The following is a 14,143-nucleotide window of genomic DNA, read 5'->3' as shown; positions in this document are numbered from 1 at the left end:
TCGCGCGAGTGCAGGTCGTGTGTGGCTTGTCGCGCCCACGCGGCGGAGCCGCATACGGATACAGCCCCGCGCCCCTTAACGGCGTTGCCCCTGCCGTAGCACCATAAGCACCCATGGCTGGGAGTCCCGTACGCACCCGATCCGGTGAAGGGCCCGGCGGATCATGGGAGTTCGCTCTCGCCGGGCCCCATCCGCGGCTGCGGCCCGGAGTGATGAGCTATCGCGGGATCCGGCTCGCCATGACTCGGCCCCGGCGGCGGCTCGAGACGCCCATCGGGGCCTCGACCCTGCTGCTGGGGTTCGAGCAGCCCGTGCGGATCTCGCGGGCCGGGCGGACGCCGGACACGCTCGTGTCCGTGTACTGCGGGCCCACGACCACGCCCGCCGTAGGGGAGCACGGCGGGCGGTTCTCGGGCATCGAGGTGCTCCTGACGCCCTGGGCCGCGTTCACCCTCTTCGGCACGCCCCAGCACGAGCTCGTCAACCGCACCGTCGACCCCGACGAGCTGCCGCACTCCCTGGGGTCGCCCCTCGGTGAACTCGCCGCCGCGCTGGCCGCGTTACCCGGCTGGGCGGACCGGTTCGAGCTGCTCGACGAGGTTCCCGGTGGCGGGAGGCCGGTACGCCGAGTTCGGAGCGGGTGGCGCGGGCCTGGTCGCTGCTGGTGCGGACGGGCGGCGCGATACCGGTGCCCCGGCTGGCCGAGGAGGTCGGCTGGAGCGTACGGCACCTGGAGAACCGGTTCCGTGAGCAGATCGGGCTCGGCCCCAAGGCGGCGGCCCGCGTGCTGCGGCTGCAGTGGGCCCGTCGGCTGCTGGCGGAGGGGCGGAGCGCGGCGGAGACCGCCGCCCTCTGCGGTTTCTACGACCAGGCCCATCTCAGCGGTGAGTTCAAGGCGATGACGGGGTGCACGCCGAGGGAGTTCACGCAGGCCAGGCGGCTTCCGACGCAGGTGTCGCCGGCCGCGGACCGGCTGAGCGGGGAGGCGACGAGCCTGGTCCTGCCGGCCCGACCGGACGATTGGTCCGGACCGGGTGCGCATTTTTCCAAGACCCGCCGCATTGGCTGAATACAGGCTGGGGGTCTGCCAGTTGATCCGGCGATTTCCGGCCGTTCCGGGTGCTTCGAGTCTTCCGGTGCTTTGAGCACTCCGGGCTCTTCGGTCGTTCTGGTCGTTCCGGGGGGATGGCGGGGAGCGGGAACGGGTCGGGCCTGTCGCAGCGGGCCCGGCCCGCCTCCTGTCGGCGGCCTCGGGGCGGTTGTCAATGCGCCTCTCCCAGGAGCCCCGCACACTTCTCTGCTTCACCTGTGTCACAAACTCCCCCTTTCTGTCACGCATGTCGCGCGTACGCGGGTCTTGTGTCACACGAGGTCAACAGCCGCTTCCTCACGGTCACCGAGCGTCGTTCACCGGGCACAGGCTTGGTGATCGCCAGCGCAGTGCCGGGCTCCCCCGGGCGGCCTCCCGGCCGCCGACCCCCGCGCGCGCAGGGAGGTGCAACTCATGACCGACCGAAGGCTCTGGTCCTACAAGGAGATCGCGGCGCACATCAAGGTGCAGCCGGACACCGTACGGTCCTACCGCAAGCACGGACTGCTGCCCCAGCCCGACCATGTCGAGGGCGGCAAGCCCTTCTGGTACGCCGACACCGTGCGCGCCTGGGTCGCCTCCCGGCCGGGCAACCGGGGGCGCGCTCTGGACTGACCCGACGTCGGAGGAAAACCGGCTGTGCTCCGCGGACGCGTGGGGCACAGTGCTGCGGGTGAACTTCTCCGTCAAGCCCCAGCTCCGCGGCCCGAAGACCGTCCTGCGGCCCTTCACCGAGGCCGACGCCGACACCATGTGGGAGATCATCGGCGACCCCGAGGTCGTCCGCTTCACCTTCCCGCCGAACAGCGACCTCACCCCGGAGCGGGTGCGTTCCTGGTACGGCTCCCGTGCCGAGCAGCCCGACCGGCTGGACCTCGCCGTCACCGACCGCGACACCGGCGAACTCGTGGGCGAGGTGGTCCTGCACGAGTGGGATCCGGACGCCCGCAGTTGCACCTTCCGCACGCTGATCGGACCCCGGGGCCGGGGCCGCGGGCTCGGCACCGAGGCGACCCGGCTCATCGTCGGCCACGGCTTCGAGCGACTGGGCCTGCACCGCGTCCAGCTGGAGCTGTACGGCGACAACGAACGGGCCCGCCGCGTCTACGAGAAGGTCGGGTTCGTGGTCGAGGGGGTGCGGCGGGAGGCCGCGCTGCGCAACGGGGTGTGGGTGGACGAGGTGCTCATGGCGATACTGGACCGGGAGTGGGCCGCGCTCGGGCCCACGGATCGATGACCGTCACCCCCGCGCCCGGGGCGGTGCCCAGCGCGGACAGGGCGGCCGGGGTCTCGTCCAGGGTGATCGTCGACGTCACCAGCAGATCGGGACGCAACACCCCCGCACGGACCAGCTCCAGCATCTGCGGGTAGGTGTGCGCGGCCATGCCGTGACTGCCCAGGATCTCCAGCTCCAGGGCGATGGCGCGGGCCAGCGGGACGGGGGTCGTGCCGTCCGCCGAGGGGAGCAGGCCGACCTGGACGTGGCGGCCCCGGCGGCGCAGCCCGTTCACCGAGGCGGCGCAGGTGGCGGGGGAACCGAGCGCGTCGAGGGAGAGGTGGGCGCCGCCCCCGGTCAGCTCACGGACCGCCTCCGCCGTGTCCGGCACCCCCCGTGCGTCCACGCACTCCGCCGCGCCGAACTTCCGCGCCAGGTCCAGGGCCTTCGGGGAGACGTCCACCGCCACCACCCGTGCCCCGCTCGCCGCCGCGATCATCACCGCCGAGAGGCCCACCCCTCCGCAGCCGTGCACCGCCACCCACTCCCCCGCCGCGACGCGGCCCTGCTGCACCACGGCCCGGAACGCGGTGGCGAACCGGCAGCCGAGCGAGGCGGCGGTGGCGTACGACAGGTCGTCGGGGATCGCGACCAGGTTCACGTCGGCGTGCTCCAGGGCCACGTACTGGGCGAAGGAGCCCCAGTGCGTGAAGCCGGGCTGGGTCTGCCGCTCGCACACCTGTTGGTCGCCGGCCGCGCAGGACGGGCAGCTGCCGCAGCCGCACACGAAGGGGACGGTGACCCGGTCGCCCGCCCGCCACCCGGTGACCCGGGCACCGACCTCCTGCACCACACCGGCGAGTTCATGCCCGGGCACGTGCGGCAGGGTGATGTCCGGGTCGTGGCCCATCCAGCCGTGCCAGTCGCTGCGGCACAGGCCGGTGGCCTCGACACGCACGGTCACTCCGTGGGGGGCCGGCCGGGGGTCGGCCAGTTCACGTACCTCGGCCGGCTCCCCGTACCGCTCGAACACCACAGCCCGCATGTGTCTTCACCCTCGCCTTCGCCCGCGGAAACCCACGGTGACCCGCGGACCTCCGTCCACCGGACCTGCGTCCACCGGATCTCCGTCCACGCTGGATCTCCGTCCACCATGGACCTCCGCGAACGCTAGCCGTGCGCGTCGACCTTGTCCCGCCCGGGTTCGTCCGGCGTGGGTTCGTCCGGCGTGGGTTCGTCCGGCGCTGACGCGGACGCGGCGGCCGGTGTCTGCCGGGCCGGCTCCCCCTCGCTCAGGCCGAACCGCTGGTGGAACCTGCGCAGCGGTGCCGGTGCCCACCAGGTGGCCCTGCCGGTGAGGCGCATGATGGCCGGGACCAGGAGGCTGCGCACTACCATCGCGTCCATCAGGACCGCCAGGGCGATGCCCAGGCCGAGCATCTTGGTGTTGGTGACGCGTGAGGTGCCGATCGCGACCATCACCACCGCCAGGATGACCGCCGCCGCCGTGATCAGGCCGCCGGTGCGCCGCAGGCCCAGCGCGACCGCCCCTTCGTGGTCGCCGGTGCGGTCGTACTCCTCCTTGATGCGGGAGAGCAGAAAGACGCCGTAGTCCATCGAGAGGCCGAAGGCCACGCAGAACATCAGGACCGGGAGGGTGGTCTCTATGGATCCGGGGCTGGTGAAGCCGAGCAGGCCGGAGAGGTGGCCGTCCTGGAAGACCCAGACCACCGCGCCGAACATCGCCGTCAGGCTGAGCGCGTTCAGCAGCACCGCCTGGAGCGGGATCAGCACGCTGCCGGTCAGCAGGAAGACCAGGAGCAGGGTGACGATGGCGATGAAGGCGACCGCCCAGGGCAGTTGGGCGCCGATCGCGTGCTTGGAGTCGACCAGGACGGCCGCCGTGCCGGTCACGGAGGTCTCGAAGGGAGCGGATGTTGCGCGCAGCTCACCCACCAGGGCCTGGGCCGCGTCGTCGACGGCCTCGCCCTTGGGCAGCACCGTGAAGTACGCCGCGTCGCCGTTCACCAACGGGCCGTCCACCCGGGCCACTTCCGGCAGCGCGGCCACGCGCTCCTTGTAGGCCGCGTACTGGGCCCCGGTCGCCCTGCCCTCGGCGAGGACCTCGAGGCCGCCGCCGGGACTGCCCGGGAAGCCGTCCCTGATGTGCTGCTGCACGACGTGGGACTCGGCCGAGGAGGGCAGCTGGCGGTCGTCGGCCGTGCCGAACTTCACGCCGAGGAAGGGCAGTCCGAGGAGAACGAGGGCGGCCGTGGTGGCCAGGGCGAAGAAGGGGGCGCGGCGCATGACCAGGCTCGCCGTGCGGCCCCAGGCCCTGCCGCCCTCGTCGCCGGGCGCAGGCGCGGGCCGGCCCCGGCGGAACAGGCGGCGCAGGTCGAGGGAGTTGACCCGGTCGCCCAGCAGGATCAGCGCCGCCGGGAGCAGGATCAGGGCGGCCGCGGCGGCCAGCAGGACCACGGCCATGCCGGCGTAGGCGAAGGAGCGCAGGAAGTACTGGGGGAAGAGGAGCATCGCCGCCAGCGACACCGCGACCGTGAGCGCGGAGAACAGGACCGTGCGGCCGGCCGTGCGCAGGGTGGTGCCGATGGCCGTCGAGGGGTCGGCGCCGGCGGCGAGTTCCTCGCGGAAGCGGCGGACGATGAACAGGGCGTAGTCGATGGCGAGGCCGAGGCCCAGGGCCGTGGTGAGGTTCATCGCGAAGATGGAGACGTCGGTGAACCGCGTGAGGCCGCTGAGGACGGCGTTGGTGCCGAGGATCGCGACGATGCCGATGCCGAGCGGCAGCAGGGCGGCGATCGCGCTGCCGAAGACCATCACCAGCAGCACCAGGGTGATCGGCAGGGCGATCATCTCGGCGCGGGTCAGGTCCTCCTGGATGATGGTCTGCATCTCGTGCCGCACGGCGACGCCGCCGCCGATCCGCACCTCCACCGGCCCGTGCGTGCCGCGCAGGGCGGGGGCGATGCGGTCGAGGGTCTCCCCCATCGCCTTCTCGTCGCCCGTGATGCGGGCGGCTATCAGCGCTTCACGGCCGTCCTTCGCGCGCAGGGCGGGGGCCGCCCCCGCCTCGGCCTGCCAGTAGGAGCCGACGCCGACGACGCCCTTCTCGGCGGCCAGGCTCGCGGTGAGCCGGTTCGCCTCGGCGACGACCGCCGGGTCGTCCACGGAGGCCTCGCCCGCGTCGACCAGCAGCAGAAGGTTGGGCTGGGAGCCGGGGAACTCTCGCTCCAGGGCCTTGGTCGCGTACGTGGACTGCGCGCCCGGATCCTCCCAGCCGCCGCTGCCCAACCGCTCGGCGACCCCGCTGCCGGCCAGCACCGCGAGCACGGTGAGCACCAGGGCCGCGAGCAGCGACAGCCTGGGCCGGGCGGTCACGAAGCGGGTCCAGCCTCCGGGACGGGGTGGGCTGTTGACTTCGGTCATCGTGCGGTGTCCCCTTCACCCTGCAAGCAGTCGTGCAAGCCGTAAAATGGCAAACACGAGAGAGCGCTCGCGTTTCTGAATCCCAGAATGCGAGCGACCACTCGCGTTTGTCAATCGGGTCCGGGAAAGCTGGGGAAAACGCGTGGCCGAGAGCCAGGAGAAGGAACAGCCGCGCCGGCGCCAGGCGCGCGGCGAGCGGCGTATCGCACAGCTGCTCGAGGCCGCGGCCAGCGTCTTCTGCACGACCGGCTACACGGCCGCCAGCACCAACGCCATCGCCCGCGAGGCCGGCGTCTCACCCGGCACGCTCTACCAGTTCTTCCCGAACAAGGAAGCGATCGCGATCGAGCTGGGCGACCGCCTCATGCACGAGATGCGCGACACCTTCGGCGAGGCGCTCGCCCCGGTCGACCCCGCCACCCCGCTGGCGGAGGCCGTCGGTACCGCCGTGGACCGGTTCATCGCCTTCAACTGCGACCATCCGGTGTTCTTCGCCCTAATGCACGGACCCGACATCCCCGGCCACATCGCCGAGGAGCACGACGCGCTGCACGCCACCCTGCTCGCCCGCATCGAGGGCCTGCTCTCCTCCCTGCTGCCGGACTCACCGCCCGCCGACCTCACCCGCACCGCACACATGTGCCTGGGGCTGTACAAGGCGGGCCTGGAGCTGGTCCTGGGCCACGAGGGCGCCGAGCGCGACGCGTACGTGCGGGAGCTGAAGCACGTACTGATCCGCTATCTGGAGCCACTGGTGGGCGATCGGCTGGGCCGCGTCGAGGGCGGCGGCGCCGAGGTCACTACGGCCCGGTAGTCCGGGTACCCGCCTCCTCTGCCGGAAGCATCCGCACACCCTCCGCGCGGCGGGTCCCGTTTCTTTGATTCATACCCCCTAGGGGTATAGTCTCAGTTGACGGGAGACCTCTCGCGGCCCCGCCCGCCCCACCTGCCTCCACGAGGAGAACGACATGACCGCTCAAACCGACACCACGGACTCCGTCACCACCGTCTACAAGGTGAGCGGCATGAGCTGCGGCCACTGCGAGGGCGCCGTCTCCGGCGAGCTCTCCGAGCTGGCCGGTGTCACCTCGGTGAAGGCCGTCGCCTCGACCGGTGAGGTCACGGTCGTCTCCGCCGCCGCGCTCGACGAGGAGGCCGTACGGGCCGCCGTCGACGAGGCGGGCTTCGAACTGGTCGGCCAGGCCTGAGGCACCCGCTGAGGCACCCGCGCCTCCGCACCTCCCCTCGACACCCCTCACTCCACCACCGGGCCGTGCCGACCAGCTGATACTGGTTCCGTACGGCCCGGTCCGCTTCCTGGAGCACGGACATGACCAGCACCACCACGGAAACGCCGATAGCCGAACCACCCGCGCCTACCGCCGAGGTCGAACTGCTCATCGGCGGGATGACCTGCGCCTCCTGCGCGGCCCGCGTCGAGAAGAAACTCAACCGCATGGACGGCGTCGTCGCGACGGTCAACTACGCGACGGAGAAGGCCAAGGTCAGCTATCCGGCCGGGACCCAGGTCGCCGATCTGATCGCGACCGTGGTGAAGACCGGGTACACGGCCGAGGAACCCGTGCCCGCGCCGGAGCCGGCCCAGGAGGACACCCCCCAGGACCCCGAGCTCGCGGACCTGCGGCACCGGCTCCTCGTCTCCGTACTGCTCGCCGCGCCCGTCGTCCTGCTCGCGATGGTCCCGTCGCTCCAGTTCGACAACTGGCAGTGGCTCTCGCTGACGCTCGCCGCGCCCGTGGTCGTCTGGGGCGGCGGCCCGCTGCACCAGGCCGCCTGGACGAACCTGCGGCACGGCGCGGCCACCATGGACACGCTGGTCTCGGTCGGCACGCTGGCCGCGCTCGGCTGGTCGCTGTGGGCGCTGTTCTTCGGCGACGCGGGCATGCCCGGCATGCGGCACCCCTTCGAACTCACCGTCTCCCGTGCGGACGGCGCCTCGACGATCTATCTGGAGGTCGCCGCCGGCGTCACCGCCTTCATCCTGCTCGGCCGCTACCTGGAGGCCCGCTCCAAGCGGCGCGCGGGGGCGGCGCTGCGGGCGCTCATGGAGCTGGGCGCGAAGGACGTGGCCGTGCTGCGGGACGGGCGGGAAGTGCGGATCCCGGTCGACCTGCTGGCCGTCGGGGACCGGTTCGTCGTACGGCCCGGGGAGAAGGTCGCCACCGACGGGACGGTCGTGGAGGGCACGTCCGCCGTGGACGCCTCGATGCTGACCGGTGAGTCGGTCCCGGTGGACGTCGGGCCCGGCGACGCCGTCACCGGCGCGACCGTGAACGCCGGCGGCCGGCTGGTCGTCGAGGCCGGCCGGATCGGCGCGGACACCCGGCTCGCGCGCATGGCGCAGCTGGTCGAAGCCGCACAGACCGGCAAGGCCGAGGTGCAGCGGCTGGCCGACCGGATCTCCGGGATCTTCGTACCGGTGGTGCTGCTGATCGCGCTCGCCACCTTCGGCGGCTGGCTCGGCGCGACGGGTGACACGGTCGCTGCGTTCACGGCGGCCGTCGCGGTCCTGATCATCGCCTGCCCGTGCGCGCTCGGGCTCGCCACGCCGACCGCGCTCATGGTCGGCACCGGGCGCGGCGCCCAGCTCGGCATCCTCATCAAGGGCCCGGAGGTCCTGGAGTCCACGCGCCGCGTCGACACCGTCGTACTGGACAAGACCGGGACCGTCACCACCGGCCGGATGACCCTTCAGGACGTGTACGTCGTCGACGGCACCGAGGAGCGGCAGCTGCTGCGGCTCGCGGGCGCCCTGGAGCACGCCTCCGAGCACCCGGTCGCCCGGGCGGTGGCGGCGGGCGCCGAGGAGAGGGCGGGGGAGCTGCCGGCGGCCGAGCGGTTCGAGAACGTGCCCGGTCGTGGCGTGCGCGGGCGGGTGGAGGGCCACGAGGTGGCCGTGGGGCGCCTCTTCGAGACGGTCCCGGACGACGTGGCCCGGGCGAAGGAGGAGGCCGAGCGGGGTGGCCGCACGGCCGTCGTCGTGGGGTGGGACGGCGTGGCGCGCGGGGTGCTCGCGGTCGCGGACGCGGTCAAGGAGACCAGCGCCGAGGCGGTACGGGAGCTGCGGGCGCTGGGGCTCACCCCGGTGCTGCTGACCGGGGACAACCGGGCGGTCGCGGAGGCGGTCGCGGAAGCGGTCGGGATCGACCGGGTGATCGCCGAGGTGCTGCCCGAGGACAAGGTCGACGTCGTACGGCGGCTGCAGGACGAGGGGCGGGTCGTCGCCATGGTCGGGGACGGTGTCAACGACGCGGCCGCGCTCGCCACCGCCGATCTGGGGCTGGCCATGGGGACGGGCACGGACGCGGCGATCGAGGCGAGCGACCTGACGCTGGTGCGGGGGGATCTGCGGGTGGCCGCGGACGCCATCCGGCTGTCCCGGCGGACCCTGGCGACGATCAAGGGCAACCTGGTGTGGGCCTTCGGCTACAACGTGGCCGCGCTGCCGCTGGCCGCCGCCGGGCTGCTGAACCCGATGATCGCGGGGGCGGCGATGGCGTTCTCGTCGGTGTTCGTCGTGACGAACAGCCTGCGGCTGCGCGCCTTCAAGTAATACCGCCGAGTAGGTCGTTGCCGATCAGGGAGACCCCTGGAGTCCTGCGCGAGCCTCACATAAGCTCTTCACAAGGCTCGCGCATCATCCTTACGCTTGGGCCCCGATCGCCGTATCCGGTCTCTTGCGCATCTAACGGACATATGCAAGAGACACAGATCACAGTGATGTGAACGTAACCATCGAAGGGGTTCGAAGGTCTAAGTTGACGATGTCAGGAAGCGTCTTGGGGGGCGTGACCTGACGTCTGAGGATGTCTTGGGGGACTTCCTCAGAGATGCGTTGCCGGGGCACGTACACCGGGAAGCTTTGAGCGGCCCTCCCAGCGTGCGCTGTCCCGGCAGATCGCACACGGCGGTGGTGGGACGAGTTCTGCTCGTTCTGCTCAACCGCAGGCACGACAACCGAAGATGGTTACAAACAGCGAATTCAGGCGCTGTTCTCACAACGCCCGGCCGGATCCCGTGGGGGGAATCCGCACCGGGACATGGGAAGGCGCCCTGGTCGTCGGCCCGTGGGGGGACTGGCGCCGGGGCGCCTTCCGTATGCCCTGTGCACATGGCCGCCGGACACCCGATGCCCGGCCCCGCCTCCACCGGAACTCACGGCTGCCGGGCCCCGCGGCCACCGGAACTCACGGCTGCCGGGTCACACCGCCGCCCGGCGCCGCACACACCACTGCCCGGGACATCGGTCCCGGGCAGTCAGGAAATTCACCAGTGACGGGGCGCCCGGTTCGGCGGCGCCCCCACCGGCAGGTGTCAGCGCTCCTCGACGGGGACGAAGTCGCGCTCGACGACACCCGTGGCCGTTCCACCCGGGGGACAACCCCCGGACCCCCGGCCGCGACTGCGAACCCACCTCGCCCCCGTGACCAGGCGACCCGCCCGACACCCCGGCGAAGCCAGGAGAACCCGACCCAGTGACGGGGCACCCCCGAACGACGGCGCCCCCACCGGCAGGTGTCAGCGCTCCTCGACGGGGACGAAGTCGCGCTCGACGACACCCGTGTAGATCTGGCGCGGACGGCCGATGCGGGAGCCGGGCTCCTTGATCATCTCGTGCCACTGGGCGATCCAGCCCGGGAGGCGGCCCAGGGCGAACAGGACCGTGAACATCTCGGTCGGGAAGCCCATGGCCCGGTAGATCAGGCCGGTGTAGAAGTCGACGTTCGGGTAGAGGTTGCGCGAGACGAAGTAGTCGTCGGAGAGCGCGTGCTCCTCCAGCTTCAGCGCGATGTCCAGCAGCTCGTCGGACTTGCCGAGGGCCGAGAGGACGTCGTGCGCCGCCGCCTTGATGATCTTCGCGCGCGGGTCGAAGGACTTGTACACCCGGTGGCCGAAGCCCATCAGGCGGACGCCGTCCTCCTTGTTCTTCACCTTGCGGATGAAGGAGTCGACGTCGCCGCCGTTGGCCTGGATGCCCTCGAGCATCTCCAGCACGGACTGGTTGGCGCCGCCGTGCAGCGGGCCCCACAGCGCGGAGATGCCGGCCGAGATCGAGGCGAACATGTTCGCCTGCGAGGAGCCGACCAGGCGGACCGTGGACGTCGAACAGTTCTGCTCGTGGTCCGCGTGCAGGATCAGCAGCTTGTCGAGCGCGGAGACGACGACCGGGTCGAGCTCGTACTCCTGCGCCGGCACCGAGAACGTCATGCGCAGGAAGTTCTCGACGTAGCCGAGGTCGTTGCGCGGGTAGACGAACGGGTGACCGATCGACTTCTTGTAGGCGTACGCCGCGATCGTCGGAAGCTTGGCGAGCAGCCGGATCGTGGAGAGGTTGCGCTGCTTCTCGTCGAACGGGTTGTGGCTGTCCTGGTAGAACGTGGACAGCGCGGAGACCACCGACGACAGCATGGCCATCGGGTGGGCGTCGCGCGGGAAGCCGCGGTAGAAGTTCTTGACGTCCTCGTGCAGCAGCGTGTGCTGGGTGATGTCGCTCTTGAAGACGGAGAGCTCGTCGACGGTCGGCAGCTCGCCGTTGATCAACAGGTAGGCGACCTCGAGGAAGGTCGACCGCTCGGCCAGCTGCTCGATCGGGTAGCCGCGGTACCGGAGGATGCCCTGCTCGCCGTCAAGGTAGGTGATGGCGGATTTATAGGCGGCGGTGTTGCCGTAGCCGCTGTCCAGGGTCACCAGACCGGTCTGGGCGCGAAGCTTCCCGATGTCGAAGCCCTTGTCGCCGACGGTGCTGTCGATCACCGGGTAGGTGTACTCGCCATCGCCGAACCGCAGTACTACAGCGTTGTTGGTGTGCTCGCTCACGTCATCCCTCACCGACGTTGTGCCTCTTCTTCGAGGTTGCCCTGACTGTCTCTAACCATCCCCCATTTGGCGCACGAGAGTGCACTCGGGGTCGACCATTGGGCTTATCGGCGGCACTCAGTGCCGCCAACCAGCTCATCCTGCCGCCTTCGTCACGCTTGGGGAAGTGCTCTGTGACCTTCACGACTCATTTGATCGATCATTTTTTGTGATGTTCCGACGATCCCGCACGAACCGGCCGTCAGCGACCCGCCAGCCGGTGGTCAAGGGCCGTGCAGCGACGGCCCGCCGACACCGTGCGCACCGCCTGACCGATCGCCTTGCGGGAGCCGACGAGGACGACCAGCCTCTTGGCGCGCGTCACGGCCGTATACAAGAGGTTCCGCTGAAGCATCATCCATGCTCCCGTGGTGACGGGGATCACCACAGCGGGATATTCACTTCCCTGTGAACGGTGAATGGTGACCGCGTACGCGTGGGCCAGCTCGTCCAGTTCGTCGAACTCGTACGGCACCTCCTCGTCCTCGTCGGTCAGCACCGTGAGCCGCTGGTCGACCGGATCGAGCGAGGTCACCACACCCACGGTGCCGTTGAAGACACCGTTCTTCCCCTTGTCGTAATTGTTGCGGATCTGGGTGACCTTGTCGCCGACGCGGAAGACCCGGCCGCCGAACCGCTTCTCGGGCACGTCGGGGCGGCCGGGGGTGACGGCCTGCTGGAGCAGGCCGTTGAGGGCGCCCGCGCCGGCCGGGCCGCGGTGCATGGGCGCGAGCACCTGCACGTCCCGGCGCGGGTCCAGGCCGAACTTCGCCGGAATGCGCCGGGCGGCCACGTCCACCGTGAGACGGCCGGCCTCCTCCGTGTCGTCCTCGACGAAGAGGAAGAAGTCCTTCATGCCGTCGGTGACCGGATGCTGTCCGGCGTTGATCCGGTGCGCGTTGGTCACCACGCCGGACTGCTGGGCCTGGCGGAACACGCGCGTGAGGCGCACGGCGGGCACCGGGCTGTCGTCGGCCAGCAGATCGCGCAGCACCTCGCCCGCGCCGACACTGGGCAACTGGTCGACATCCCCCACGAAGAGCAGGTGGGCGCCCGGGGGTACGGCCTTGACCAGCTTGTTGGCGAGGAGCAGATCCAGCATCGACGCCTCGTCGACCACCACCAGGTCGGCGTCCAGCGGGCGGTCCCGGTCGTAGGCCGCGTCGCCGCCGGGCTTGAGCTCCAGCAGACGGTGGACGGTGGAGGCCTCGGCGCCGGTCAGCTCGGCCAGGCGCTTGGCGGCGCGGCCGGTGGGGGCGGCCAGCACGACCTTGGCCTTCCTGGCGCGGGCCAGCTCCACGATCGAGCGGACGGTGAAGGACTTGCCGCAGCCGGGGCCGCCGGTGAGCACGGCGACCTTCTCGGTCAGCGCGAGCCGGACGGCCGCCTCCTGTTCGGGCGCGAGTGCGGCCTCGGTGCGGGACTTCAGCCAGGCCAGCGCCTTGTCCCAGGCCACGTCACGGAAGGCCGGCATCCGGTCCTCGCCGGTGCGCAGCAGGCGCAACAGCTGGGCGGAGAGGGAGAGTTCGGCGCGGTGGAAGGGGACCAGATAGACGGCGGTGACCGGCTCTCCCCCGTCGGCCGCCGGCACCTTCTCGCGTACGACTCCGGGGTCCTCGCCCTCCTCCGGCGGCGCCGCGAGTTCGGCGAGGCACTCGATGACCAGGCCGGTGTCGACCTGGAGCAGCTTCACCGCGTCGGCGATCAGCCGCTCCTCGGGGAGGTAGCAGTGGCCCTGGTCGGTGGCCTGGGACAGCGCGTACTGGAGGCCCGCCTTGACGCGCTCCGGGCTGTCGTGCGGGATGCCGACGGACTGGGCGATCTTGTCGGCGGTGAGGAAGCCGATGCCCCAGACGTCCGCGGCGAGCCGGTAGGGCTGGTTCTTCACGACCGAGATGGAGGCGTCGCCGTACTTCTTGTAGATGCGGACCGCGATGGAGGTGGACACCTCGACGGTCTGGAGGAAGAGCATGACCTCCTTGATCGCCTTCTGTTCCTCCCACGCGTCGGCGATCTTCTTGGTGCGTTTCGGGCCGAGGCCGGGGACCTCGATGAGCCGCTTCGGCTCCTCCTCGATGATCCGCAGGGTGTCCATGCCGAAGTGCTGGGTGATGCGGTCGGCGAAGACCGGGCCGATGCCCTTGACCAGCCCCGAGCCGAGGTAGCGGCGGATGCCCTGGACCGTGGCGGGCAGGACGGTCGTGTAGTTCTCGACGGTGAACTGCTTGCCGTACTGCGGGTGGGAGCCCCAGCGGCCCTCCATGCGCAGGGACTCGCCGACCTGGGCGCCGAGCAGCGCGCCGACGACCGTGAGGAGGTCGCCGCCGCCTCTGCCGGTGTCGACACGGGCGACCGTGTAGCCGTTCTCCTCGTTCGCGTACGTGATGCGCTCGAGCACGCCTTCCAGCGTGGCCGTACGCCGCTCTCCCGCCTGGGCGGCCCCCGCCTGATCGGTCATGATCCGACGTTACCGCCCGCCACCGACAGTCCTCCGGGGGCGACCGTCGGTCGTCCGC

9 protein-coding genes and 1 pseudogene are annotated in these 14,143 nt (G+C 71.0%); 6 read left to right on the top strand and 4 right to left on the bottom strand.

The window, feature by feature from the left end:
- The first annotated feature begins 239 nt into the window (after window positions 1–239).
- From ACFVYS_RS01485 to ACFVYS_RS01475, 3 genes and pseudogenes are all read left to right on the top strand, one after another.
- Window positions 240–1,069 (top strand): annotated as a pseudogene (locus ACFVYS_RS01485) (helix-turn-helix domain-containing protein).
- 435 nt (window positions 1,070–1,504) lie between these two features.
- Window positions 1,505–1,705, top strand: a complete 201-nt coding sequence (locus ACFVYS_RS01480) for an AlpA family transcriptional regulator (protein WP_020131726.1) — start codon at window positions 1,505–1,507, stop codon at window positions 1,703–1,705.
- 58 nt (window positions 1,706–1,763) lie between these two features.
- Window positions 1,764–2,327, top strand: a complete 564-nt coding sequence (locus tag ACFVYS_RS01475) for a GNAT family N-acetyltransferase (protein ID WP_385555993.1) — start codon at window positions 1,764–1,766, stop codon at window positions 2,325–2,327.
- On the opposite strand, the gene ACFVYS_RS01470 is transcribed toward ACFVYS_RS01475, so the two are convergent.
- Together ACFVYS_RS01470 and ACFVYS_RS01465 are read right to left on the bottom strand one after the other, a co-directional pair.
- Window positions 2,275–3,351 (bottom strand): zinc-dependent alcohol dehydrogenase family protein, encoded by a 1,077-nt coding sequence (locus ACFVYS_RS01470; RefSeq protein WP_389497727.1) that lies wholly within the window; start codon window positions 3,349–3,351, stop codon window positions 2,275–2,277. The genes ACFVYS_RS01475 and ACFVYS_RS01470 overlap by 53 nt on opposite strands.
- 125 nt (window positions 3,352–3,476) lie before the next feature.
- The gene (locus ACFVYS_RS01465; RefSeq protein ID WP_389497725.1) at window positions 3,477–5,750 is read right to left on the bottom strand and encodes an MMPL family transporter; all 2,274 of its coding nucleotides are present in this window, start codon (window positions 5,748–5,750) and stop codon (window positions 3,477–3,479) included.
- A gap of 142 nt (window positions 5,751–5,892) precedes the next feature.
- On the opposite strand from ACFVYS_RS01465, the gene ACFVYS_RS01460 reads away from it, so the two are divergent.
- The 3 genes from ACFVYS_RS01460 (at window position 5,893) to ACFVYS_RS01450 (ending at window position 9,324) form a co-directional block, all read left to right on the top strand.
- Window positions 5,893–6,564: a TetR/AcrR family transcriptional regulator gene (locus ACFVYS_RS01460; RefSeq protein WP_389497723.1), complete on the top strand. Its 672-nt coding sequence runs from the start codon at window positions 5,893–5,895 to the stop codon at window positions 6,562–6,564.
- Window positions 6,565–6,718: 154 nt separating this feature from the next.
- Complete coding sequence (locus ACFVYS_RS01455) at window positions 6,719–6,958, top strand: heavy-metal-associated domain-containing protein (RefSeq protein WP_389497721.1); 240 nt, start codon at window positions 6,719–6,721, stop codon at window positions 6,956–6,958.
- Window positions 6,959–7,080: 122 nt separating this feature from the next.
- Window positions 7,081–9,324, top strand: coding sequence for a heavy metal translocating P-type ATPase (locus ACFVYS_RS01450; protein WP_389497719.1), 2,244 nt, complete (start codon window positions 7,081–7,083; stop codon window positions 9,322–9,324).
- Window positions 9,325–10,289: 965 nt separating this feature from the next.
- Here the strand turns inward: ACFVYS_RS01450 and ACFVYS_RS01445 are convergent.
- On the bottom strand, window positions 10,290–11,588 hold the full coding sequence (locus ACFVYS_RS01445; protein WP_020131734.1) for a citrate synthase: 1,299 nt from the start codon (window positions 11,586–11,588) through the stop codon (window positions 10,290–10,292).
- 241 nt (window positions 11,589–11,829) lie between these two features.
- Window positions 11,830–14,085 carry an ATP-dependent RecD-like DNA helicase gene (locus ACFVYS_RS01440; RefSeq protein WP_389497717.1) on the bottom strand — a complete coding sequence of 752 codons (2,256 nt, stop codon included), beginning with the start codon at window positions 14,083–14,085 and terminating at the stop codon, window positions 11,830–11,832.
- Window positions 14,086–14,143: the final 58 nt, after the last annotated feature.

The organism is Streptomyces sp. NPDC058295 (genome assembly GCF_042880655.1).
GTDB lineage: Bacteria > Actinomycetota > Actinomycetes > Streptomycetales > Streptomycetaceae > Streptomyces > Streptomyces coriariae.
Note: the sequence above shows the minus strand (reverse complement) of the source record. Positions and strands in the feature narration are given on the sequence as shown.